Annotated in this window: 19 protein-coding genes and 1 pseudogene; 9 read left to right on the top strand and 11 right to left on the bottom strand. The window is 40.5% G+C overall.

Annotated elements, in window-relative coordinates; genetic code table 11:
- Positions 1 to 145: 145 nt before the first annotated feature.
- The 4 genes from AQ505_RS04810 to AQ505_RS04790 all read right to left on the bottom strand — a co-directional run bounded on the left by AQ505_RS04810 (position 146) and on the right by AQ505_RS04790 (position 2,503).
- Positions 146 to 547 (bottom strand): GreA/GreB family elongation factor, encoded by a 402-nt coding sequence (locus AQ505_RS04810; protein ID WP_062547127.1) that lies wholly within the window; start codon positions 545 to 547, stop codon positions 146 to 148.
- A gap of 115 nt (positions 548 to 662) precedes the next feature.
- Positions 663 to 884 (bottom strand): hypothetical protein, encoded by a 222-nt coding sequence (locus tag AQ505_RS04805; protein WP_062547126.1) that lies wholly within the window; start codon positions 882 to 884, stop codon positions 663 to 665.
- A gap of 338 nt (positions 885 to 1,222) precedes the next feature.
- Entirely contained in the window at positions 1,223 to 1,690 is a 468-nt protein-coding gene (locus tag AQ505_RS04795; RefSeq protein ID WP_062547124.1) for a hypothetical protein, read from the bottom strand.
- A gap of 162 nt (positions 1,691 to 1,852) precedes the next feature.
- The gene (locus tag AQ505_RS04790; protein ID WP_062547123.1) at positions 1,853 to 2,503 is read right to left on the bottom strand and encodes a hypothetical protein; all 651 of its coding nucleotides are present in this window, start codon (positions 2,501 to 2,503) and stop codon (positions 1,853 to 1,855) included.
- A gap of 148 nt (positions 2,504 to 2,651) precedes the next feature.
- On the opposite strand from AQ505_RS04790, the gene AQ505_RS04785 reads away from it, so the two are divergent.
- Complete coding sequence (locus tag AQ505_RS04785; RefSeq protein WP_062547122.1) at positions 2,652 to 2,972, top strand: helix-turn-helix domain-containing protein; 321 nt, start codon at positions 2,652 to 2,654, stop codon at positions 2,970 to 2,972.
- 96 nt (positions 2,973 to 3,068) lie between these two features.
- On the opposite strand, the gene AQ505_RS04780 is transcribed toward AQ505_RS04785, so the two are convergent.
- Positions 3,069 to 4,154 carry an acyltransferase gene (locus tag AQ505_RS04780; protein WP_062547121.1) on the bottom strand — a complete coding sequence of 362 codons (1,086 nt, stop codon included), beginning with the start codon at positions 4,152 to 4,154 and terminating at the stop codon, positions 3,069 to 3,071.
- Positions 4,155 to 4,328: 174 nt separating this feature from the next.
- Here AQ505_RS04780 and AQ505_RS04775 point away from each other — a divergent pair, with 174 nt between their 5' ends.
- Positions 4,329 to 6,119 (top strand): alpha-L-fucosidase, encoded by a 1,791-nt coding sequence (locus AQ505_RS04775; RefSeq protein ID WP_062547120.1) that lies wholly within the window; start codon positions 4,329 to 4,331, stop codon positions 6,117 to 6,119.
- Between the two features lie 22 nt (positions 6,120 to 6,141).
- On the opposite strand, the gene AQ505_RS04770 is transcribed toward AQ505_RS04775, so the two are convergent.
- Positions 6,142 to 7,383, bottom strand: a complete 1,242-nt coding sequence (locus AQ505_RS04770; protein WP_062547119.1) for an MFS transporter — start codon at positions 7,381 to 7,383, stop codon at positions 6,142 to 6,144.
- Positions 7,384 to 7,479: 96 nt separating this feature from the next.
- Positions 7,480 to 7,985 (bottom strand): annotated as a pseudogene (locus AQ505_RS26820) (DUF418 domain-containing protein).
- Between the two features lie 559 nt (positions 7,986 to 8,544).
- Between AQ505_RS26820 and AQ505_RS04760 the strand changes: the two are divergent.
- Positions 8,545 to 9,072 (top strand): hypothetical protein, encoded by a 528-nt coding sequence (locus AQ505_RS04760; RefSeq protein WP_062547117.1) that lies wholly within the window; start codon positions 8,545 to 8,547, stop codon positions 9,070 to 9,072.
- Between the two features lie 80 nt (positions 9,073 to 9,152).
- Here the strand turns inward: AQ505_RS04760 and glgB are convergent, their stop codons facing one another.
- The 3 genes from glgB to AQ505_RS04745 form a co-directional block, all read right to left on the bottom strand.
- On the bottom strand, positions 9,153 to 11,138 hold the full coding sequence (glgB, locus tag AQ505_RS04755; protein ID WP_062547116.1) for a 1,4-alpha-glucan branching protein GlgB: 1,986 nt from the start codon (positions 11,136 to 11,138) through the stop codon (positions 9,153 to 9,155).
- Between the two features lie 23 nt (positions 11,139 to 11,161).
- Positions 11,162 to 13,633, bottom strand: coding sequence for a glycoside hydrolase family 31 protein (locus tag AQ505_RS04750; RefSeq protein WP_062547115.1), 2,472 nt, complete (start codon positions 13,631 to 13,633; stop codon positions 11,162 to 11,164).
- Between the two features lie 179 nt (positions 13,634 to 13,812).
- Complete coding sequence (locus AQ505_RS04745; protein ID WP_062547114.1) at positions 13,813 to 16,701, bottom strand: TonB-dependent receptor; 2,889 nt, start codon at positions 16,699 to 16,701, stop codon at positions 13,813 to 13,815.
- Between the two features lie 195 nt (positions 16,702 to 16,896).
- On the opposite strand from AQ505_RS04745, the gene AQ505_RS04740 reads away from it, so the two are divergent.
- The 3 genes from AQ505_RS04740 to AQ505_RS04730 are packed head-to-tail and all read left to right on the top strand — an operon-like array spanning position 16,897 to position 20,701.
- On the top strand, positions 16,897 to 19,335 hold the full coding sequence (locus AQ505_RS04740; protein WP_335337990.1) for a penicillin acylase family protein: 2,439 nt from the start codon (positions 16,897 to 16,899) through the stop codon (positions 19,333 to 19,335).
- 4 nt (positions 19,336 to 19,339) lie between these two features.
- Positions 19,340 to 19,693, top strand: coding sequence for a hypothetical protein (locus AQ505_RS04735; RefSeq protein WP_062547113.1), 354 nt, complete (start codon positions 19,340 to 19,342; stop codon positions 19,691 to 19,693).
- Positions 19,694 to 19,717: 24 nt separating this feature from the next.
- Complete coding sequence (locus AQ505_RS04730; protein ID WP_062547112.1) at positions 19,718 to 20,701, top strand: LuxE/PaaK family acyltransferase; 984 nt, start codon at positions 19,718 to 19,720, stop codon at positions 20,699 to 20,701.
- A gap of 95 nt (positions 20,702 to 20,796) precedes the next feature.
- Here AQ505_RS04730 and tyrS read toward each other — a convergent pair whose 3' ends face one another.
- On the bottom strand, positions 20,797 to 22,083 hold the full coding sequence (gene tyrS / locus AQ505_RS04725; RefSeq protein WP_062547111.1) for a tyrosine--tRNA ligase: 1,287 nt from the start codon (positions 22,081 to 22,083) through the stop codon (positions 20,797 to 20,799).
- Between the two features lie 119 nt (positions 22,084 to 22,202).
- On the opposite strand from tyrS, the gene AQ505_RS04720 reads away from it, so the two are divergent.
- Genes AQ505_RS04720 through dapA form a run of 3 tightly spaced genes read left to right on the top strand, consistent with a single transcriptional unit; the run spans position 22,203 to position 25,814 of the window.
- Complete coding sequence (locus tag AQ505_RS04720) at positions 22,203 to 22,886, top strand: ACP phosphodiesterase (RefSeq protein WP_062547110.1); 684 nt, start codon at positions 22,203 to 22,205, stop codon at positions 22,884 to 22,886.
- Between the two features lie 24 nt (positions 22,887 to 22,910).
- The gene (gene ligA, locus AQ505_RS04715) at positions 22,911 to 24,923 is read left to right on the top strand and encodes an NAD-dependent DNA ligase LigA (RefSeq protein WP_062547109.1); all 2,013 of its coding nucleotides are present in this window, start codon (positions 22,911 to 22,913) and stop codon (positions 24,921 to 24,923) included.
- 9 nt (positions 24,924 to 24,932) lie between these two features.
- Positions 24,933 to 25,814, top strand: coding sequence for a 4-hydroxy-tetrahydrodipicolinate synthase (gene dapA, locus AQ505_RS04710; RefSeq protein ID WP_062547108.1), 882 nt, complete (start codon positions 24,933 to 24,935; stop codon positions 25,812 to 25,814).
- The last annotated feature ends 96 nt before the right edge of the window (positions 25,815 to 25,910 follow it).

Genomic DNA, 25,910 nt, shown 5'->3' with positions numbered 1-25,910 from the left:
ATCAAAGCCTTATTCAAGAAATAACAGTTTGCTCGATACTAATAAAGCTGTTCAGGAACTCCCTGAACAGCTTTATTGTAAACCATAGGAATGACAAATCAGCAGCCGAGCTTTGGAACTAAACTGCGTATTTCGTCATTGAACCTTAAGCGATTTTATTCACCTCTTCAATGCGATAAACCTTTATGCCATCAGGCATTTCCCACTGTAATTGGGCGCCTTTTACATAACCTACCATTGCTACCCCAATTGGTGATAAAATGGAAAGTGTTTTATGTTTATCTCTTGCCTTTGCGGGTGCAACCAGTTTATACGTAAATTCATTACCCGATTCCATTTCTCTTACCCGTACCGCTCTGTCTACGGTTACTACATCTTCCGGCAATTCTTTATTCAATACCTGCTTGGCAAAACGAAGCTCCAGTTTCAATTTATCTTCATTAAACTTACTTAGCTTTCTTCTTCTCAGGTGGTCTTTCAATAAATCAAAGATTCCAGTGGATAAAATGATTGGGGTTTCGTCTATTTTTAATGAGCTTGTAGTCATGATATTTTTTTGTTGAATTAAATAATAAATAATGTGTGATACCTTTGCCCCAGTCTAATACTCAACTGGGGCTAAACCATCAAAATCCCGATTCCTCCTAACTAATATTCCCATCTTAATCAGCATTAGTTTTTTCTTTTCCCAAAACTGGAAGTTCCTCAGATTTCTCAGATTGATGATGATTTTGAAAAGCGATCATTAACGCAAAGAAACTGATAGACAAGCCTATCCATAACGGTTTAACCGTCAAAATGGACATCAGCAAAACACCTAGATTTAATACAGAAAGCCATACAAGAACACCCCTTAGCAAGGGTATGATGCCTGATTTTTTCATGATAAGAAAGAAAAAAGATAGAAGGAAAAAAGAATTAAGGTCAAATCCCCAAACCTTTACAAAGGCTGGGGCTTACTTAATAAAGTCCTTACTGCTTTTAAGAAAAGAATCTCCTAAACGATATTGCAGAGATAAAAAATGGCAAGACACCGCCGATACCCTTCGCAATTGTGTAGCGAGCTGGTTAAAACGAAAGTGATTGATATGCCTAATGGGATCCATTAGCACAAAGGTAGCCCAAATGCCTGGATATAAAAAATGATAATCGCCTTTTCCAGTTCATGCCAGGATGAACACCATAAAGCTCAGCCTGGCATGGACTGAAAGGATAAATCCTGTTAATCTTTTAACCTCACATATTTTTCGATAATCTCATGGTCGACGCCGATTTTCTCATCCTTTTCCAATCCCCGTTGAATCAGAGTATCCCCTTTCATCGTTAATTTAAAGCTAAATGTCTTATGCTCCCATTCTCTGTAATTACAATATTCCAGGTGTTCCGTATACTCATTTCCCTTTAAAGTATACTTACCTCCTCCTGCCACAAAAACAGGCTTGGGACCCTTTCCCTGCTTCAGGTCATGGTTAAAAAAGGCAAAATGAGTATCATTGATGATCTTGATCTGCTTCATGTCTTTTTTATAATCGGTAAATGTAGATTTTCCCTTTTCAATCGTCACACCTGATACGAGTTGCCAGGTACCTTGGATAGGTAAATCTTTTGGTGTCTGATCTTCAGTGTTCATGAAATTTAATACCGGGATCAGTGCGGAGGTCAGGATAATTAAGCCAACTTTTAGGTTCATATCATTATTTGAGTTTAAGAATTTAGCGTTTTTTGGTTAGGTTATCATTTAAGTCTGCCACTAAAGGATAAGGTCTTACTAAAATATCAAAATATTATTCAATTAACTCATTATTTCCCCTCTTCCTAAAACGATGATGATGACCAGGCAGCTCTATGGAAACTATACTGCCTCATAAACTAATCCCATATCCTTATGCTTGTACCTCTTCAAAGCTTGTCCTTTAGCGTCTCCTAAACATTCCTCCAGTGCTGCTTCCAAAAATTCTGCTCTAATCAAATGCCCAGCGCGATTTCTACACACACTAAAAATTTCCAGCGGTGTTTTTGGCTGACTGTCGAAAAAACCTTCCACCATCAAATGACTAAGTTCAATTCTAGCATGGTGACTAAAAGTAACCAATTCATTTTCATGGTAACGTTTCATAGGATCTGTTTCATTCATCATATACAACAGTTCCATAGGATGCTCTTCATGGACTTGGAAGACCTTATACTGAATAAAATCCCCTTGTTTTGATTGTACTGCGCATAATTTGATTTCTTTAGGAATACCGTCCATACTTCTGAAAAAGTCAACAGTGTGACAGTTAAATATCTTTGCCATGGCCGACACGTCTCCCAGCCACAATTCCTTATTCTGTTTAAATGCTTCCCGATCTTTAATAAAGCCCTTTTTTCTACCCATTAAAAAGGAAAGTTCTTCCTGCGAAAACTGGGAAGCTATCCTCTTCAATTGTATGAAATAAATTAGATCAAAATTTAAATAGGTAGTTTTTAGTCCCTTTTCTCTCCTTTTGGCGATAATTGTCATATTTTACGTTTTAATTAACCAAAAGTATAAAACATGTATTTATTTAGGGAATAAAATGAGGTTGTAATTAACAATAAATCAGTTGTTTTTTACAATTGCTTAATCGATTAGAAATTCAGGAAACCACTATAAATTTACCATTAACAAGATGATCAAGAAACCCCATTTAGGAAGAAACCTAAGCCGAATTCGCGGCTACTACGGAATGAAACAAACCACATTAGCTAAAGCACTGGGCATTAGTCAGCAAGCTGTTTCAAAAATGGAACAGAAGAATGATATTGGGGATGATTTGCTCCTAAAAATTGCGAAAATCCTAAATGTAAAGCTCAGTCTATTCAAAAAGCTTAATCCTGAACTTGGTGTGCAAAACATGAATACCATCCATGATATAGAAAATAATAGTGATATGGGACTTATCCTCCAACTGATGAAAAGACTCCTGGAAAACGGCAAAAGGAATCAGTAGAGCTGTCATTACACCTAAAAGCCTATAGTGCCTCTTCGGTAGCAGGCAAGAAGATTAAAAGCACTATCGGAGAAGCCTAAGGAAAAATATGAAAGTCTACATGAGCAACTTTTGCATCCAGTTCAGTCTGGTCAGCAGCCAAACAGCTATAAAGGACAGCAATAAAGTCATTAAACTGGACATCAATACATTTAATCCCTCATGAAGGTCAAACTGCGCAGCAAGGTATCTGAAAATAATGCCTATAAAGAAGTAGTGTATTAAAAAAATACCAAATGAATACTTGGCAATAGTTTGAATAATCTTTGTGAAAATACCCTTTTTTAAAGTCATGCCCTCCACCATTAAAAACACCCCCACTGCTTCCAAAAGCACATTCGGGGAACAGTAATACCATACCATTTCAATATTTGGGATAGAAAAAGGAACACTGATGCTGAGGTAATAAGTAATGCCATAACCAGTTAGAAATAAGACGGCACCAGCAGTTCTTTTAGTCAGTATACTCCATCCTGGCAGGTAAGTATAGAGATAGTACCCCATCAATAAATAACCGATGAAGCCCGATAAATAGTAAAAAGAATGGAATTCATTCCAGTCAGACATGCCAAAAGCCAAGCCGGTTAAAAACTTCAGGTAGGGAATAAAAGTAGAGAAAATAAAGATGGACAGGACCAATTCCAGCTCTCTTTTTGTGGCCTTAGCCAGCCATGGGGAGATGATGGGAATCATTAAATAAAGGCCCGCCAACATATACAGATACCATAAATGCGGGGAGGCATCACCAAAACTTAGGGGCAGCCGAACGATCTCCATCCAAATTTTATCCCAGGATTTCTGCTGGAGAACCAATCCCTCAAACAACACATAAGCGACACCCCAGAATAGCAATGCCGGAAGGATTCTCCAGAGTCTTTTTTTATAAAAATCTATGGTATTAAGTTTGGTTGGCAGCAGTAAAACTCCAGAAATCAATACAAATAAAGGCAGCGAAAAACGGTATAGAGAACCGATATATGTTCCCCACTCAAAATTAAAATTACCATCCTGATTTAAGATGATACTATCATTAGCATGCGCCACGATGACCATAAAAACGGCAATCACTTTTAGTAAATCCAACCAGGTAATCTTCTCTTTATAATTCAATATCGCCTGCTCTGTCCTCAATTGGTCTTCCATATCCTCTGCTACTTTGGGAGGATAAACCTAAATCTTTTAACCCAAACTATCAAGCTTTTCCTATAAACAGGTAGATCTTGCCAAAAGCGCTTAATCATTGGCTATAAATGAATAACTATAAAAAAACAGGGAACTTATCTTAGTAATCGACTAACCATCAATTGATATCCAAATATGAACGAGCTAAAAAAATCCTTCATTTACTTATTTTTATTTTTCTCCACAATCTGTACATCTTTTGCGCAGGACATCGAAAGATGGGATAAAAGCAGTACTGGAAAAGAAAATCCGAATGCCTCCTGGTTTCAAAATGCCAAGTTTGGCATGTTTATCCATTGGGGGTTATATTCTAAATTGGCAGGCGTATGGGAGGGTAAAGATTATTATGGCAGCGGCGAGTGGCTGATGAACCAGGCCAAGATTCCTGCGAAGGCATATGAGCAGGTTGCCAAGAGTTTTAACCCGCAAAAATTTAATGCTGATGAATGGGCAGACCTGGCGAAGGATGCAGGGATCAAATATATGGTCATTACCGCAAAACATCATGAAGGTTTCGCGATGTACGATTCTAAGGTAAGCGATTTCAACATCGTAAAAGCATCGCCTTATGGCAAGGACCCGATGAAAGCATTGGCCAATGCAACGAGAAAAAGAGGGATTCAATTTGGCTTTTATTATTCTCAATTTCTGGATTGGCACGAGCCGAATGGCGGCGGCAATAAATGGGACTTTAAAGAGGCCGACAAAGATTATTTAAAATATTATAAGGACAAGTCCATCCCGCAGCTAAAAGAATTGCTGACTAATTATGGCGACCTGGGTATGGTCTGGTTTGACATGCCAGGAGGACTAGATAAACAGCAAACACAGGCCTTAGTTGATGAAATGCATGCCCTGCAGCCGAAAAGCCTTTTTAGCAGCCGTGTGGGACAAGGGCTAGGAGATTACCGTACTTTCGGCGATTCTGAGGTTCCGGCAACGCCGATAAAAGGTGCCTGGGAATCTATTTACACCCATAACGATTCCTGGGGTTACATCAGTCATGATATGAATTTCAAAACACCAGAAGAAATCACGCAGCTATTAGCCAATGTAGCCTCCAAAGGAGGAAATCTGATGCTCAATATCGGTCCGGACGGAGAAGGAAACATCCCTTATTACTCGGAAAAATATCTTAGGGAGACTGGAAAATGGCTAAAGAAAAATGGGGAGAGCATTTATGGAAGTACCTATGGCCTTGTCCCTGCCCAGCCATGGGGCGTTACCACTTCCAAACCAGGAAAGTTATTCCTGCATATCCTTAATCCTCCGGAAAATGGAAAAATCAGGGTTCCTGGAATCCATGTTAAAGTGACAAATATTGTCCAGCTTGGCCACAAAACTACCTTGAAATATGAAATTAAAGAGCAGGTACTTTATGTAGACCTTCCTTCGAAAACTGATCCTTACCATGCGGTCATTGAAGTCGCGTTTAATGGACAGCTCAATGATGGTTACCTCAACAATATACCTACGGTTTCCGCTTCCTACCCTAACAATATGCTGGAAGTAGTTCATTCAAAAACCAGCGGCGCTGCTAAAATGCAGACCTTAACCTACAGTCATTATTTTGGCGATTGGAAGCATACCACCTGCATCACAGATATGATAAAACCAACAGATCAAACCGCTTTCCAATTTAACATCACCTCTCCCGGCGACTATAAAGTACTCTTGGAATATGCTTGTCCAGAGGCCAGTGCAAAACAAGAAGGGATTATGGAATTTGACCATAAAACCTATAAATTTCAAACTTTAAGGACTTCTGAATTCAATTCCAGCAGACCTTTGCTATTTATTAAGCATCCTGTAGCGACAATCACCGTTCTAAAACCAGGAATATATGCCTTGAACTTAAGACCTGAACTGAACAATACCAAAGAACTGTTCAAATTGAAATCAGTAATTCTTCAGCCCATCAAATAGATCTGTTGTCCATCCTGAGGATTTAGTCTTCTACGAAGTCAAGGTCCTTATGATGGGTTTCAGGAATGGTTTTGATGCAATAAAATCCTATTCCGAAGCAAAGCAGGCCAATGATTGCAGCGGCATTCAGTTCCATCACATGGGGTTTTAAAAAAGTATAACCGGTAGTCATCAGGACTACCGTTCCACGCACCATATTTGGAATAGTAGTAGCTGCTGTTGCCCTTACATTTGTACCAAATTGCTCCGCACCAATCGTTACAAACATGGCCCAGTAGCCAATGCCAAATCCTACCCATAAACACATGGCGTACAATCCTTTTGTAGTGGAGATGCCTCCATATAGAAATATCAGACTCCCGATGGCCGCAAACAACATCAGGTAAGCCACAGCCTTACGACGTGATTCCAGCCAATAGCTGATGATCCCACTCACCAAATCTCCCGCAGCAAGACCTACATAACACCACATCACTGCTAATCCTGGTTTTATGGCTTCAGAAATATGTAAGGCCTTACCAATTTCATTACTAAATGTAGCCAGAATACCGATCACAAACCAGGTAGGCAAGCCTACACCAATGCATTTTAAATATAAAATCAACCTGCTTTTCTTAGTAAAAAAAGAAAGAAAATTGCCTTTGCTCAATTGCTGTTTAGCCTTCATGGCATGAAACATCCCCGATTCAAAAACACCTATTCGAAGGAATAATAAAAGAATTCCCATTCCACCACCAATGAAATAAGCATTTCGCCAGCTGAAGAGCTCTACAGTGAAATAACCAACTACCGCACCTAGTAATCCTACTCCTGCCACCAGGGAAGTCCCTAATGCTCTCAGTTTTTTTGGTAAACTTTCAGAAACCAGTGTGATCCCAGCGCCAAGTTCCCCAGCCAAACCTATTCCTGCTATAAAACGCAAAATCTTGTAAACAAAAACATCCTGTACAAATCCACATGCAAAATTGGCAATAGAATAAGTGATAATGGAACCAAAAAGTACAGATAACCGGCCTTTTTTATCGCCTAGCACTCCCCATAGAATTCCCCCCAGCAGTAAACCGGTCATCTGCCAATTGATGATACTAGCTCCTTCAATAGAGCGCGCAGCCTCATCTAGGCCCAATTCTGTTAAGCTGGGAATCCTTACAATACCAAATAAAAGTAAATCATAGATGTCTACAAAATAGCCAAGAGAGGCTACAATTACTGGTGCACTCAGCAAGTAAGCCCAGGCACTCTTTTCTTTAATGGTAGTGGTCATGTAGGTAATGGTTGGTTTGTTGGTTGAAATCTATTTCTAATGTAATAATTCCATGATTAATAATTTCATTTTTATATTAAACCGGTTGCAGCCTGGTTATTTTAACCAGGTTGCTTTTGCCCATAGTCCTTCTAAAGGTCCTTGTTTATGTTTGCTCAACCACCATTTACAAAACTGTACCTGAACGAGAAAAACGACAATACCAATCATTAAACTTAGCGTCATGCCACAGGACTTGGCCAAAGACAGGCCAAAAGGGAAATAAATTAAAGCACCTAAATAGATTGACTCACATAATTGGTTAAGCTCATTCTCCCATAAGGGATCAGGGATGAAGTCAGGTTTCTAAACTTCAGTTTTTGATACAAGAGCAAGAAAGAAGCGGTCAATACGATGGTAAACGAAAATTTGAACCACATGTCCAACACTACCCCTACGGTAGATTTGCTGATTTCATCCGTATTTTTATCCATCATGATCACTTTGAACTCATATAATGGAGCAAACAATAGAGCTGAAATGATTAAAGCGCTCAACCAGAAGTTCCTGCTTTCTTTCGAATCCAGAAACAGCTGTTTTCTTCCAATCCACAATCCCCACATAAATAAGCCCATGGTTTGCTTAAATCTTCCACCTTCAATAGCCCATAATAAACTGACTTTTTGCCCGGTGGTTACATTTACAATGAAAAACTCCCCGATATTACCGCTGGCCACCACCTTACCTATTTCTCCATAAAGTGCATCAGCTTGCTTGACAGGCAAAGTATAACCGGTATCAGCTACACTTCTAACATAGTGATACCATTCAATTGGCTGCATTAAACAAAGGATAGCCAGGATCAACAGTATTTTATTATCCAGCTTTCTTACATTGTGTCCCTAAATCTAATAAAATTATATTTTATGCCTCATAAATGAGGAACAGACAATAGGAAAACCAAACGTTTTGATATTAAGCCACATATCCTTATCTTTGTAGAAAAAAGGCCATGTTAAATTATTCACATCTCCGGTTTATCAGCAGCAGCCCAATGGCTTGTCTGCATCGGATCGCCATGGAATATCCTTTTTATCCCTGCTGATATTCAGCCAGCGACCACAATAACGATTTCATAACACCCCGAATTTTCTTATCGGATTAAAAACGACACGATTCCTTATGGACATTTTATATACCACCGAAGAAAAGTATTTGGAAGCTCTTGAAGAATTAAATTTCGGAGAGCCGCCAAAAGCACTTCATTTACTAAATGCAATTATCCAGGAAGATCCTGAATATGCAAGAGCCTACTGCAGCCTGGCGAATATCTATCAGGATAAGCTTAAAAATTATCAAACTGCAGGCTATTATTACAAGAAATGTATGGAGCTAGATCCTGAATTTCCGGATACTTACCTTCCTTATTTACGACTGCTCTGCACTTTAGAGATGTCAAGATTAGTAGAGCAGGTATTTAAACAAGCGCTTGCTACTAAAGGCGTTTGCAAATGCTGTATTTATGAGCAAATGGGAATTTACGCAGAGCAGGATAAAAGATGGGAAGCAGCCAATGAATTCTATAAGAAAGCACTATTGAACAGTACTGGTATAGAAGACAAAAGTGCTTTACATGATAATCTGGAGCGATTAAAAGACAAAAAAAGATTAACTTCTCAGGTAATCTACAACTTTCAATCACCGGATTAAAAGACCTAAATCCTTTAGTTTTAAACGACAATAGCCTCCATAAATGGAGGCTATTGTCGTTTAAATAGATCTATAAATACCTATTTCCCTTGTTTCAATACGATAGCTCCTAAAGGGGGGAGCTGCAATTGAATAGAATATTCGCGACCCTGAGAAGCCAACAGTTCAGGTGCCAGCAGGATGCCTTGATTTCCTTTTCCACTGCCAAAAAATTCCTCCGCATCTGTATTGAATATTTCTTTCCATTTTGCTTTAAAAGGAAGTCCTATACGGTAATTTTCCCGTAAAACAGGTGTCATATTCAAAATAACGATTAATGTATCTTTCGCTTTAAGTCCTTTCCTCAGGTATACATAAACAGAATTATCTGTATCATCCGCATTAATCCATTCAAAGCCCTCATAAGAAAAACTATGTTCATAGAGTGCAGGTTCGCTGCGATAAAAATTATTTAGCGCCCTAACGGTTTTCTGCATCCCCAGATGAGGTGCATGTTGGAGCAAATGCCAATCCAGGGAACTTTTAAAATCCCATTCATGTGTTTGTGCGAACTCATTCCCCATAAACAGCAATTTAGTTCCTGGCTGCGTAAACATATAGGCATATAAAAGGCGTAGATTGGCAAACTTCTGCCATTCATCACCGGGCATCTTATAGATCATAGAAGATTTCCCATGCACTACTTCATCATGAGAAAAAGGCAGCATAAACTTCTCAGTAAAGGCATAAGTAGCGCTAAAAGTAAGCTGGTGATGATGAAAACTGCGATTCAGCGGATCATTCTTGAAATACTTCAAGGTATCATTCATCCATCCCATCATCCATTTCATACCGAAACCCAGTCCACCATCCTTTACCGGATGCGTCACTCCAGGATAAGTACTGCTTTCTTCTGCGATGGTATGTACGCCCTCAAAGCTACCGTAAACGGCCTCATTCAAGTCCTTAAGAAATTGTATCGCTCCCAGATTTTCCGGTCCGCCGAACTCATTCGTTGCCGCTTCTTCGGCTTTTCTTGAAAAATTAAAATACAGCATTGAGGCCACTGCATCTACTCGAAGTCCATCTGCATGAAATTTGTCCATCCAAAACATCGCATTACTGATTAAGAAAGAACGAACCTCGTTTCTATCATAATTAAAAATGTAGGACTTCCAATCTGGGTGAAAACCTTTCCTCATATCTGCATGCTCATACAAATGAGTGCCATCAAAATGAAAAAGCCCATGTGCATCCCCAGGAAAATGAGAAGGCACCCAATCCAGGATCACTCCGATATCATGTTTATGAAGTTCATCAATCAGGTACATTAATTCTTCTGGAGTTCCATGCCTGGAACTCGCTGCAAAATATCCGGTAATCTGATAGCCCCAGGAGGGAAAATAAGGGTATTCCATGATGGGCATCAGTTCTACATGGGTAAAGCCCATATCCAGGATATAAGGCACCAGACTAGTGGCAATTTCCTTATAAGTGAGCACGCGCTGCGGTTCTGAAGGATCCCTTTGCCAGGAGCCTAAATGCAATTCATATACCGATAATGGCTGATCTAGTGCATTTATCTTTGGCCGTTTTTTCAGCCAGTTTTTATCCTTCCATCGGTAATCCACTTCCCAGATCACCGAAGCTGTTCTTGGAGGATGTTCCCAATGCCTGGCAAATGGATCACCTTTCTGGATGTCTACGCCATCGAAACCTTTAATTCCATACTTATAAACCTCTCCATTTTTCAGGTCAGGAATAAAGCCTTCCCAGATTCCGGAGGCATCCCATCGCTTGTTCAATGGATGAGCACTGGCATCCCATTGGTTAAAGTTACCAACAACACTTACATTTTGTGCATTTGGTGCCCAAACAGCGAAATAGGCGCCATCTCTGCCAGCGACCTGCTGCAGGTGGACTCCCATTTTTTCATACAGTCGGAAATGCTTTCCACTGACAAACAAGGACACATCAAAATCAGTAAATAAGCTATACACCCAAACACTTTTATGCTGTTGCCCAACTGCTGGCACTGCTTTATCATCTACTATTTTATCGGAATTGCGCTTCACCGGTATGCTCATGAAATTGATTTTAATTTGTTATCCTACTCACCATATATCTTTACTGTCATGAAATTCTTGTTGGATTTGAAACGTAAGCAATTACGTTCATCCATATAATAATCTTTTACATCCTTTTCATCTACTGTGATTTTGTTCACTTTAAATGGAATTCCGATCACTGTATAGTCGTACAACTCATAATTTGGAGTATAAAGACCGGCTACACTTTGCTCGATACTCAGTTTATGAGCGTCACCTTTTACACTAAACTTTTTTTCTGAATATATATCTTGTTCGTAGGCAAACGTATCTCCATGATCTTCATAGAAAAAGGAGTTCACTTCATAATCTGAATAATAGATATTGAGCAATACTTCATCGATATTTTTCTCGCCTACATACTGCATCACTGGATATTCAGGAATTACAGATCCTGCGCGAACAAATAGCGGCATGTGGTCTAAAGCAGCTTGAATCAGGTGTTCACTTTCTCCGCTTAGGATTTCATGCGTCCAGAAATTATACCATTTTCCTTTAGGTAAGTAGACCATTCTGGAGGTTGCACCTTGCTCCAAAACCGGACAAACCAGGATTTTATCTCCAAAAGTAAACTCATCCTGACGGTAATGGTTGCCTACATTTTCCTGCTCCAACATCACCAATGGTCTGAGGATAGGGAAACCGTAACGGTGATGTTCCCAGAACACCGAATACAAGTAAGGCATCAATCGATACCGCAACTCGATGAAAGTCCTGTTGATACTCGTATATGGTTCTCCAAAGCTCCATGGCTCTCTTTCTGCGGTATCTCCTGCGGAGTGTGCACGCATAAAAGGAGAAAAAGTACCGAGTTGAATCCAGCGCGTAAACAACTCTGCATCTGGTTCTCCGCTAAATCCACCAATATCTGTTCCGCAGAATGGAACGCCGGAAACTGACATCCGCTGACACTGGATATTGCCCATTTTTAAGTGCTCCCAGGTTGCTACGTTATCCCCTGTCCACACACAACCATACCTTTGCATTCCAGAATAACCTGCTCTGGTAATGGTAAAAGGGCGTTTATTGCGCATCAACTTCTTTAATCCGTCATAGGTAGAGCGTACCATCTGCATCCCATATACATTGTGTGCCTTGCGATGTGAACCTCTATATCCATCATAATTATGTCTTACATCATTCGGAAAAGTTCCTGCACCGAAAACTGCAGGCTCATTCATGTCGTTCCAAACTCCGGCCACGCCAATATCTACCAGTTCCTTGTATAAATTACCCCACCATTCCCTGACTGCGGGGTTGGTAAAGTCTGGAAACTGACACCTACCTGGCCATACATGACCTTCCATAAAATAATCGTCACTCCTTCTACAGAAATAATTATTCGCTTTACCTTCTTTAAAAACCCAGTAATTATCGTCCACTTTAATCCCCGGATCGATCATCACCACGGTTTTAAAGCCGTCATTAGCCAATTCTTTGATCATCCTTTTAGGATCCGGGAAATAGTTTTTATTCCAGGTAAAACAACGGTAGCCATCCATATAATCAATATCCAGATAGATCGCATCACAAGGGATATTTCTGGAACGGAAGCCATCGGCGATTTCTTTCACCTTCTTTTCCGGGTAGTAGCTCCACCTGCATTGGTGGTAGCCCAGTGCCCATTTAGGAGGCATAGGATGCGTTCCTGTTAAGGTCTGGTATCTTTTAACCACGTCCATCATGTGTGGCCCATGGATATAATAATATTGCAATTCACCGCCATCAGCCCAAAAACTGGTCTTCTGATTGTCTTCTTTTCCAAAGTCAAAATAAGAGCGGAAGGTATTGTCAAAGAAAATACCATAAGCAGCCTGCTGGTGTACGCCCACATAGAAAGGAATGGTGCGATACAAAGGATCCTGATCCCATCCAAAGGAATAAGCATCAGTATTCCAGTTTTGGAAATGACGACCTCTCAGGTTCATGTTTCCTGATTTATCACCTAGACCAAAGAAATTTTCTTCCGCATGGCATTTCTTAGTCGCATAAACATAGTAACCGCCAAATTCCACATTCTCCTCCCAATGCATCGGCGCATCATCCTCGCTCATCACCATCTGATTCAGGTTTTCCATAAAGGAGATGTTGAAATCTGCCTTTGCCACCTTACAGGTAATGGTATTTGTAGAAATCGCATAGTGGTCCTCCAGCTCATTCATATTGAAAGTAGTCACCTTTTGATCCACTACGGGTACGGCATAGGAGAAATCATCCAGAAAAACACCATGAGGCGCCAATCTTATCCTAATAATTTCATCGCTCACTACCCTGACTTCAACGCAGGCATCCCCATCAGAGAAGAAAAACTTATTCCCTTCTTTACTCACCTTCTGAACAGCAGACAGATATTTTTTTACAATAGGTTTTAAGTCGGTAACAGGATTATTTAAATGTTGAATTGTATCCTCAACAATTTCGGGAATTTTCTCCTCCTCTTTTATTTCTCTCCCTAGTTCGTGTTGTTCTTCCATTAAAATCGTTTTTTATAAGTAGTAGATTGGTAGATCGTGTATTTTGTACAACTAAGATTGTTAAAATTTACAGTAAACCAAAGGATTATTTTAAGCTTCCGGATTGGTAACTAAAACCTTAGCGAATAAAAAACCCCGGCATTGCTGCCAGGGTTTATCAAATTTAAAGTAAAGAGAGACTATGGATTGAATACATAAGACACATAATACAGCGCTCCAACAGAAGGGTTACCATAAGAAGTGAAGTAATATTTATTCAATACGTTAGAGCCACCAATCTTGATCATAGAGTTCACCGAAGGGATTTTCAGGTTCACCTGTGCATCAAGCGTGCTGAATGCAGGTACTTCTCCTGAAGCAAAAGAAGAGTTCCAGTAGAATTTACCTTGCCAGCGCCAGTTCACATTAAAGCCTACATTTTTGATGATTTCACGGTTACCAAATCCTAGGTTATAACGGAATTCTGGCGTATTAAAATCATTGATATAATCAACAGGAAGATCACCGATCTTGTTATAAGAAACGTTACCACTCAAATTATATTTACCAATCAGGTAATCCAGACCGATAGCACCACCATAAGTTTTCACTTCTCCTGTCGCATTTACCGGAACGCCAAACTTGGTGAAAGCACCATCTTTATTCTGATACACATCAACAGCGGTGATGAAATCTTTATAGATGCTGTAATAAGCGTAAGCATCGATCAGGACTTTAGGACCTAACAAGCCTTTATAACCCAATTCATAAGCTTGCACACTTTCCGGACGAACACCTTTAACATCAAAATCATAAGCCTTTAATAAAGCTGGATTTGGAGCTCCCGCTGAAGCAGAAGCTAAAAATGCACGGTAACTCACATCCGTATACGGCTTATTGGTCAGCAATTCATATTTGTTCAAACTTGCTGGTAAACCACCAATCAATCGCTGAGAACCACCACCCACAGATAAATCTATGTACTGATTCTGTGTGGTTGGATTACGGTAACCGGTTTGATAGGAAACACGAATGTTGTTATTTGGTGCAACAGTGAATACACCGGTGATTCTTGGGGTAAACCTGCCATCAAAATTAGAGCTTTTATCATAACGGCCAGAGAAGGTTAATTTCACCTTTTCATTGAAGAATTTCTTACCGATCTGAGCAAATGCACCGTATTCATTGATGTCGATACTGTTGTTAAGATCATCGAAAATTGTACCTCCAGACCTCAACTGATACATCCGATAAGAAGAACCTACCTGCAATTCCACTACATTATTCAATGCATTTGTGAAATTATACATGCCTTCATAATGATACAAATTGGTTTTATCATTGAATTTAGCTCCATAAATGCCTTTTTTGAAATCTGTGCTGGCAATAGTAGTATTCATGATCTTGTCTTTTGCAGCCTCAAACTCAGGAGATCCTGGCTGAAATCTGCCTCTATCTGCCGCAGCTCTTGCCGCAGCATGTGCCTGAGCGTCTGTTACACCCGGAGCTGATGCTTTTGCACCGATAAAATTACCTACATATTCAGGAAACCAATCTGTTGATTTCTTAGATGATTCATTGATATAACTCCCCAAAATGGAAGAGATATAAGAATCTCCAGAACGCTCCTGAGTGGTATATCCTTTTAAGAAGAAATCCTGACCTTTTAATTCCAGTTTATACTGTCCGATACTAAAATTACGCAGTGAGTAGCGGTCTGAACCCGTATATACGGATGTTCCAGTTCCCCAGTTGGCCTGTGCAATCGCTTCGATAGTTGGCGAAAAACGGTAGTGTAAGGCACCGGAAGCTTTCAGCGACTGTGTTTTATAGTCTACCAGATTTGCCTCTTCATAACCTGTTCTGGATACCGCCTGATCAGGGAGTAATGCTGGATTTGCCAATCCTGCAACGAATGGTCTAAATCTTGGGTCTGTTCCAAGAAAGCCATTTAAAGCGGCTAAACCTGCCGGATTAGATTTAAACCCAGCAATCTGAGCTGCTGTTGGCGGGGCTGACAAGCCCAGGGCCTGCTGTACAAAACCAGAAGTTCCAGCGTTTATAGCCGCCTGAGCCACATTTTTCATATTCTGACTTACTTCATCTCCATAAACGTTAATCCCGTCATAGTTAGGATCTGAAATTCTATTTCCTTCTTTCACTTTACGTGCAGCACGGTCAAAGTCGGTGTAATTATTGGCGTGCCAATCTTCTGCCTGCAGGAAAGAGAAACTTCCTTTGAATGCAAACTTATTGTTCCATGCCTTCGCAACACGAACATCCAGCTGATTGAAAGGCTGTACATCAGTACTACCATCATTCACATGGTTGATCCCGCTTTTAAATTGAAAACTTGCACCCTGATAGTCGTAAGGATTTTTTGAAGTGATCAGCATGGTACCACTAATCCCACCTGCCCCATACAATGCAGATGAAGCACCTGGTAACAGCTCTACATTGTCTACATCAAGGTCGTTGATCCCAACGATGTTGCCCACAGAGAAATTTAATCCTGGAGCCTGATTATCCATTCCATCCACATATTGATTGAAACGTGTATTTCCATTGGAGTTAAATCCTCTGGTATTGATAGATTTAAAAGTTAAACTTTGAGTACTCATCTCTACTCCTTTCATGTTCGATAAAGCGTCATAGAAGGACGGTGCGGCAATTTCTTTGATTGCAGTAGCGCCCATTCTTTCCACCGAAACCGGAGATTCCAAAATACGCTCTGGTGTTCTCGAAGCAGAAATGACCACCTCTTGCCCCAGAATACCCACTTGTTCCATTGCTGCATCCATATTTGATGCGTTTCCTGTGATTTGCTTTTCGATAGGCGCATATCCTACATAGGAAATGACCAGAATAAAAGGAGCTTTCTGCGAAGTACTAAAATTGTACTTTCCATTAATGTCCGTTGCTGTGCCGGAGGTAGTGCCTTTAACGGTAATCCCAACACCTGGTATTGGCTCCTTAGTGATTTTATCAGTAATTGTCCCACTAATGATCACATTTTGTGCCTGTGCAAATACGGCGGTCATACACAGCAATAAAAACGTGAGGATCGTTTTTGTAAAAGTTTTGCTCATACTCGAGAATTTATAATTGGTTAATTTATCTTAAAATTAATACAATTTTTTAATTATCCAAACTGAATTTTGTATACAATTTAATTGACGAAATCTAATTTTCATTTTAAATGAATTAGTTTTATGTTAAATTGCAAAAGCATAAAAAATCTATTCCCTTTTATTGACAAGATAAAGCGTACATTTAATTCAATCATGATGAATAAATTAAAAGCCTTGGTTTGCGTGATTATTCCCATACTCCTTGCGTATGCCTTGAATACGAAGTTTGGGAATACTCCTCCGTTACTTAAATTTCTGAATCCCTTCACAGGATTTTGGCAAAACGCTGAAAATAAAGCAATTTCCTCAAAAACGAATCTGGCTTTGAAAGGGACCTTACAAAACGTAGATATTGCGTTTGACGATCGTATGATCCCTCATGTTTTTGCGCAAAACGACCATGATGTATATTATGCACAGGGTTACGTGACCGCAATGCATCGTTTGTGGCAAATGGATTTCCAGACACGTTATGCTGCCGGGCGCTTATCAGAAGTAGTTGGCAAAAAAGCCATAGAACTCGACAGGTACCAACGCAGAATGGGTATGGTGTATGGCGCAGAGAAATCACTGGAAGGCATGATGGCAGACCCGAAATCCAAAGAAATGATCCTGGCCTATACTGCAGGTATCAATGCTTATATCCACAGCCTGAATACAGCTAAACTTCCTTTAGAATACAAAATATTAGATTTTACACCAGAAGACTGGACTCCACTAAAATGTGCGTTATTGTTAAAACAGATGTCGGCTGTGCTGGCCATGGGTTCCGACGAATTTTACATGACCAATATCCGGAAGAAATTTGGCACCGAAGTAGTCAAAGACTTGTTTCCTGATTATCCTTTCAAAGAAGATCCGATCATCCCGGTAGGTACAAAATGGGATTTTAAACCACTGCCAATTCCTAGTCCTCCTGCTGCGTTTACAGAAATGAATACTGCGAACATTAAAACTCAAGAGAAAATAGAGGGCATCGGCAGTAATAACTGGGCAATATCCGGAGCAAAAACGCTTTCTGGATCTCCTATCCTGGCAAATGATCCCCATCTGGACCTGAGCTTACCTTCCATCTGGTATCAGATCCAACTCCATGCACCCGGCTTAAATGCCTACGGAGTATCCCTTCCCGGCGCACCAGGAATCGTCATTGGCTTCAACCAAAATATCGCCTGGGGTGTCACCAATGTGGCCGCAGATGTATTGGATTTCTACCAGATCAAATTCAAAGACAATACCCATAAAAGCTACTGGTATGACAACCAATGGAAAAATACCAGCACCCGACTGGAAAAGATAAAAATCCTCGGAGAAAAAACGGAAGTTGACACCGTATTCTATACTCATCATGGTCCTGTAGTTTACCTTCAAAAGCCTAAAGATTTCTCTAAAGCGGCAAATGTGCCGATCGGGAATGCCCTTCGCTGGATCGCACATGAGAAATCCAATGAGTTAAAAACCTTTTACTTATTAAACAGAGGCAAAAACTACGACGATTACCGGAAAGCCCTTACTTATTACACTGCACCAGCACAGAACTTTGTATTCGCTTCCGCAGACAATGACATTTCCATCACCGCAAATGGTAAATTCCCACTAAAATGGAAAGACCAGGGGAAATTTATCTTAGATGGAACAGAGCCTAAAAATGACTGGCAAGGATGGATTCCTGCATCGCAAAATCCAACAGTTAAAAATCCACCGAGAAACTTTGTCAGCTCTGCCAATCAATCTTCTACGGATCAAACTTACCCGTATTACATCAATTGGGAATTCAGTCCTTATGAACGCGGAAAAAGGATCAACGACCGCTTAACTGCCATGACTAAGGCTACCGCCGATAGTATACGCCTAATGCAAACCGATTCCTATAGCATCTACGCACAAAACATCCTGCCACATATCCTCCCGCTGGTCGATCAGCCAGGGCTCAATGCGACACAAAAAGAAGCTTTCAGGATCACCTCAGGATGGAACAAATATTATGGCGCCGAATCTGTTGGAGCCAGCGTATTCGACCTATGGACAAAAAGATTGATGTTCAATATCTGGAATGATGAATTTACAGTGGATGCTGTTCCAATGCGCTTCCCATCCAGGGACCGTACCGTTCAGCTGATCCAAAAAGAACCAAATTCAAAATGGTTTGATAACATCAATACCCCTGCAAAAGAAACATTAAATGACGCCGTGAATGAGGCTTTCAAATATGCCTGCGACAGCCTGGAAAGAAAATACGGTGCCATCAGCATGGAATGGGCATGGGCAAATGTGAAACATAGCAATGTGCCACACCTTGCCAAAATTCCAGGTTTTGGCTCTAAAGTATTGATGACAGGCGGTGGAAAAATGACCATCAACGCCCTGAGTGAAACTAACGGTCCTTCCTGGAGGATGGTCATTGAACTCGGCAAAAATCCTAAAGGACATGGGGTATTTCCTGGTGGACAATCAGGAAATCCTGGAAGTCGCTTCTATGACAACATGATCGATACCTGGGCCAGCGGCAAGTTGTATGATCTTTATTTCATGCAAAGCCCGAATGATCCTGCTGCCAAAATAATTTCTTCCTTAAAAATAACCAAAAAATAAGCCAATGGTTTTTCTAGTCATACTCATCGTGTCCTTCCTATTGCAAATGGTACTTCCATGGTGGATTATCATTGTGATTTCTTTCGCTACCTGCGGATTGATCGGCAAGACCGCAAAAATATCTTTATGGGCTCCTTTCTTCGCCATATTACTACTCTGGTTGGGAATGGCACTTTTTAAAAGTATCCCCAACGACCATATACTTGCCGGCCGTGTGGCAGAAATGATCGGCGTAAAAAGCTGGTATCTAGTACTGGTACTCACGACTATTCTAGGCGCTTTTGCAGCCGCTGTCAGTGGTTTTTGCGGCTATCAATTCAGAAAAGCGCTGCTAAATAAAAATCAACCCGCCAACTAAAGCATTCTTGTGTATTTTTGCAGGGTGAAGAACTTAATCAAGCAAATATTTTCTATCTCCAATAACGAACAGTTTGAAGAAACCTGCCTGGAGGTATTTAAACACCAGGTAGAAAACTGCGACGTTTATAAAGCCTATATTTCTCATCTTAAGGTGCAGCCAGAGGCCATCAAATCGGCCAAAGAAATTCCTTTTCTGCCGATTAGTTTTTTCAAAACTCATGAAGTATTGAGCAGCAAAGATCCGGTGGAGCTTACATTTAGTAGCTCTGGCACTACTGGAATGTCGCAAAGCAAGCATCTGGTAACTGACATATCTGTTTACGACCAGAGCTTTACCTTAGCATTTGAGCAGTTTTATGGCAGCATTGAAAATACTTGTTTTCTGGCTTTACTACCCTCTTATCTGGAACGGGAAGGATCCTCATTAATCTATATGGTTGATGCTTTAATCAGAGACAGCAAACATCCGGATAGCGGTTATTTCCTGCACAACCATGAAGAATTACATCAAAAATTAACCACACTGCAGGCCAGCGGCCAGAAGACCATCCTGATCGGCGTCACTTATGCTCTGCTGGACTTTATTGAAAATTATCAGATTAATTTCCCGGAACTGGTTGTCATGGAAACTGGCGGCATGAAAGGAAAAAGAAAAGAGATGGTACGAGAAGAACTCCATCATTTGCTGCAGGAAGGTTTTGGCGTAGCCGATATCCATAGTGAGTATGGCATGACCGAATTATTAGGTCAGGCTTATTCTAAAGGAGCTGGTATTTTCAATTGTCCGCCATGGATGAAAATTTACCTGCGTGATACCAATGATCCGCTGAGCCTGGTCGAAAATAAAAGTACTGGTGGAATCAATGTGATCGACCTTTCCAACGTAAACTCCTGCGCTTTTATCGCAACGCAAGACTTAGGCCGCTTGTTCCCTGATGGCTCATTTGAGGTATTAGGCCGCTTCGATAATGCGGATATCAGAGGTTGTAACCTGCTCGTTCAGTAATCACTTTAAAGTTCATTTCACTCCGTAAAATATCATAACATAAAAAATCCCGGTCCTTAAAAGGCCGGGATTTTTTATGTTATGATATGTCTTTCTTATTTAACAGTCAATAAGAAGTAGTTTTTCTTTCCTTTTTGTACAATGATAAACTGATCATTCAAAAGGTGCGCTGAACCAATGACCTCTGAAGCATCTTTCAATTTCTCTCTGTTAACAGCTACACCACCGCCCTGAATCAATTTCTTAGCTTCTCCTTTTGAAGCCAGCACAGCTGATTTCTCTGCCAGTAAAGTTGCTGCATCAATACCTAACATCAATTCTTCTTTTGAAATTTCAAACTGAGGAATTCCTTCAAAAATCTCTAATACCTGTGTTTCATTTAAAGTCTTAAAGAAATCTAAAGAACCATTACCGAATAAAAACTCAGAGGTTTTGATCGCAGTCTCTAAAGCTTCTTCAGAATGTGTTCTCACCGTGATGTCTTCCGCCAATGCTTTCTGCAAAATACGAAGATGTGGTGCGGCATCATGCTCAACTTCTAAGGCTTCAATTTCTTCTTTTGTTTTTAGGGTGAAGATTCTGATCCATTTTTTAGTATCATCATCAGAAGCATTCAGCCAGAACTGGTAGAATTTATATGGAGAAGTTTTCTCTGGTGCCAGCCAAACCGCACCGCTTTCCGTTTTACCGAATTTAGTACCATCCGCTTTTTTAATCAGCTTTGTCGTTACTGCAAAGGCAGTACCTGCATCTTTACGTCTGATCAATTCTGTACCCGTTACGATATTTCCCCACTGATCTGACCCACCCATCTGCACTAAACAGTTGTGGTGTTTCCACAAGTAGTAAAAATCGAAACCCTGGATCAACTGGTAGCAAAACTCTGTAAATGACAAACCTGAATCACCTTCAAGACGTCTCTTTACACTATCTTTTGCCATCATATAGTTCACAGTAATGTGCTTGCCTACATCTCTGATAAAAGTAAAAAGATTCATATCCTTAAACCAGTCTGCATTGTTCACCATTACTGCACCGTTTCCAGTTGCTTCAAACGTCAGGAACTTCGAAAGCTGTTTTCTCATTCCAGCAAGGTTATGTTCTACCATATCCTCCGTTTGCAGGTTTCGCTCATCAGATTTACCTGAAGGATCACCAACCATTCCTGTTGCTCCGCCTACCAAAGCATAAGGTTTATGTCCTGCACGTTGAAAATGTATTAAAGTCATGATCTGAGTCAGGTGGCCCACATGCAATGAATCTGCAGTTGGATCGAAGCCGATATACCCCGATGTCATTCCTTCATTTAATTTTTCTTCAGTACCAGGCATTATATCCTGCAACATGCCTCTCCAGCGTAACTCTTCAACGAAATTGGTCATTATGTATCTCCTTAGTTTGTCGCAAATATAAGACAAATATGGAAGAAGCTTAGGATATGAAGCAATTCAATCCCCTTCAGAAAGGGCGAAACTGAACAAAAATCGCTACTTTTAAAGCGATGAACTTTCTTTCCCACTATTATTTTGAACGAGACAATCCTGACGAAAACATCGTCTTAGGCGTCATTTTGCCTGATCTGATTAAAAATGCACAGAAAGAAATCAACCTATATCCACTAAAAGAAAAACAGCTTTTCTTAGGGGATCCAATTCAGCATTCACTATTAAAAGGCTGGGAAAGACACCTGGAGGTAGATCGGGTTTTTCACAATTCAGACTTCTTCAAAGTACAAACCCATGCCTTAAAACAACTGATTTTACCTGCTTGTGAAAACAGTCCGGTGAAACCGTTTTTCCTGGCACATATTGGCATTGAACTGGTGTTAGACCATATCCTGACCGTTAAAGGAATAATCAACATCCATACTTTCTATGAACAGCTCATCAAATCTGATAAAAAAGCCATTGAACTTTTCTTAAAAAACTGTGGAGTCACAGACACCAGTATTTTCATGAAATTCCTGGACAACTTCATCACGAGCCGCTACCTGTTCAGCTATCAGAAGATCGAAAACATCTCCTATGCGCTCAACAGAATTTGCATGCGCATCTGGCCAAATCCTTTTACGGAAACACAGACAGAAATGCTTACCGAAAAACTGATCATTTATCGTGATGCCTTAGAACCGGAATATCTGGACATTTTTAAGCGCATAGAGCGTATGCTCCCACCTATAATATAGTCCGACTTTTTCTATCTTTGTCTTATGCCACTTACGGAGATCAAAGACAAAATGGAAGCATTGGTTAAGGAGCTTAACCAACATAGTTACAATTATTATGTATTGGCAATGCCTACCATTGCAGATTACGAGTTCGACAAGAAATTAGCAGAGCTGGAGCAATTAGAAAAAGCACATCCAGAATTCGCAAATCCCAACTCCCCTACCCAAAAAGTTGGTGGAGACATCACCAAAAACTTTACAACCGTAGCCCACCGATGGCCAATGCTTTCGCTGGGAAATACCTATAACGAACAAGACCTGCGTGATTTTGACGAGCGCGTCAGGAAAACAATTGGAGACCAATTTGAATATGTATGTGAGCTTAAATTTGATGGGCTTTCCATCAGCTTAACCTACGAAAACCACAAATTGGTTCGCGCCGTTACCCGCGGTGATGGTACCAAAGGTGATGATGTGACCACCAATATTAAAACCATCAGGAACATCCCTCATCAGTTAAAAAATGAAACTGTTCCTCCGCTATTTGAAATCAGAGGGGAAATATTTATGCACCGTGCAGCCTTCGATCGCCTCAACAGAGAGCGTGAAGAATTTGGAGAGGTACAATATGCCAACCCTAGAAATTTTGCCGCAGGAACCATTAAAATGCAGGATTCTAAAGAAGTGGCGAGACGTCCATTAGACTGTTTCTTATATTCTCTGAATACTGATAAAAACTATTTCAAGACGCATTGGGAAAGTTTAGAAAGCTTAAAAAGCTGGGGTTTCAATGTATGCGAGCATACGGAGCTGAGCAGTACCATCGATGATGTACTTGCTTTTGTACACAAATGGGAAGAACAGCGTTTCCAACTTTCTTATGATATTGATGGAATCGTGATCAAAGTAAATAGTTATGCGCAGCAGCAGGAATTGGGCTTTACAGCCAAATCTCCACGATGGGCAATTTCTTATAAATACAAGGCGCAGGAAGTCGAAACTATCCTAGAGAAAGTGACTTATCAGGTAGGACGTACTGGTGCGGTGACGCCAGTAGCGAATCTAAAACCGGTTCAGCTTGCCGGAACAACGGTAAAAAGAGCTACGCTGCACAATGCGAATGAGATCGAGCGACTAGATCTTCATGAAGGTGATACCGTATTTGTAGAAAAAGGCGGAGAGATCATTCCTAAGATCATCCATGTAAACCTAGAGAAACGTAAGCCAGGAGCTTTAAAAATACATTACCTCAGCGCATGCCCGGAATGTAACACGCCATTGATCAGAAAAGAAGGAGAAGTAGCCTTCTACTGTCCCAATGATGAAGCTTGTCCGCCGCAAATTGTAGGTAAAATCCAGCATTTTATCAGCCGAAAGGCGATGAATATAGACGGATTGGGCGATGAAACGATCGAAACCTTTTATCAAAAAGGACTGGTTGCCCACATCAGCGATCTTTATACCCTGCATGAAAGATCAGAAGATTTGAAAACATTGGAACGTTTCGGTGAACGTTCTATAGAAAATATGCTGAAAGGAATTGAAAACTCTAAGCAAATGCCTTTTGAAAAAGTGCTTTTTGGATTAGGAATTAGATTTGTTGGGGAAACTGTTGCAAAAAAACTGGCTGTTGGAACTAAAAATATCGACAAGTTAATGACTGCAACGCTGGAAGAACTCGTTGCAATTGATGAAATCGGACAAAGAATTGCGGAAAGCATCATAGAATACTTCGCAAAACCGGAACATATCCGTCAAATTGAGCTGTTAAAGTCTTATGGACTGCAGTTCGAAGTGGTAGAAAAAGAAATTACGCTGCAAAGTGACAAATTAACTGGAAAAACATTCGTAATTTCGGGAGTTTTTGAAAATTACAGTAGGGAAGAACTCAAAGAGATAATTGAAAGCAATGGTGGTAAGATCCTGAGCGGCATTTCCGCAAAACTCAACTACCTTGTCGCGGGTGATAATATGGGACCTTCCAAATTGGAAAAGGCAAATAAATTGAATGTCCCCCTGATTTCACAGGATGGCCTATTAGCGTTATTGAAGTAAATAAAAAAGATGAACAAATTTCACGGAACGGGTGTGGCATTGGTCACCCCATTTAATGCAGACGGAACAGTGGATTATACAGGCCTTAAAAACCTGATCAATCACCTCGTTGAAGGAAAAGTAGAATACCTGGTATCTTTAGGTACAACGGGAGAAGCATCAACACTGAATAAGAGCGACAAGAAGAAGATCTGGGAATTTACTGCTGAAATTAACAATGGCCGTTTACCGCTCGTAGCTGGTATCGGAGGGAATGATACGGCTGAACTTGCCCAAAGTATAAAAGATTTCGAACTGAGTGGTTATGATGCGATCTTATCAGCCAGTCCATATTATAATAAGCCAAGTCAGGAAGGCATTTATCAACACTATAAAGCAGTATCAGAAGCCAGCGCATTACCTGTGTTTCTTTACAATGTACCTGGACGTACGGGCAGCAATCTAAGTCCTGAAACGACCTGCCGCTTAGCTAATGATTTCAAAAATATCATTGGTACTAAAGAAGCATCTGGAAGTTTCGACCAGTTCAACCAGATCCTGCGCGATAAACCAGCAGATTTTATGCTGATCTCAGGTGATGATCCAGTGGCAATGCCCATGATCGCATTAGGCGCAGTAGGCGTAATTTCTGTAGTAGGAAACGCTTTACCTCAGCAATTATCTGATATGATCAGGTTGTGTCTAAATGGTGATTTTAAAGCCGCAGCTCCATTACATCTGGACTTAATCGAGTTTACCAGACTGATCTTCGCAGAAGGAAATCCTGGTGGCGTAAAAGCAGCATTGAAGCAATTGGGCGTATGTGACGACTATGTGCGTTTGCCATTGGTACAGGTAACTGACAGCCTGCGCAAAGCGATCATTGCAGAAACCAATAGAATTACTGCTTAAAACATCATTAAAAGCATAAAACAGCGAAGCTGTAAAAACCATATTCCATAAAAAAAGCGTCCCGGTTGCCTGGACGCTTTTTTTTGAATCAAAAAG

Source organism: Pedobacter sp. PACM 27299 (assembly GCF_001412655.1).
Taxonomy (GTDB): domain Bacteria; phylum Bacteroidota; class Bacteroidia; order Sphingobacteriales; family Sphingobacteriaceae; genus Pedobacter.
This window is presented reverse-complemented; position numbering and strand designations above follow the sequence as displayed.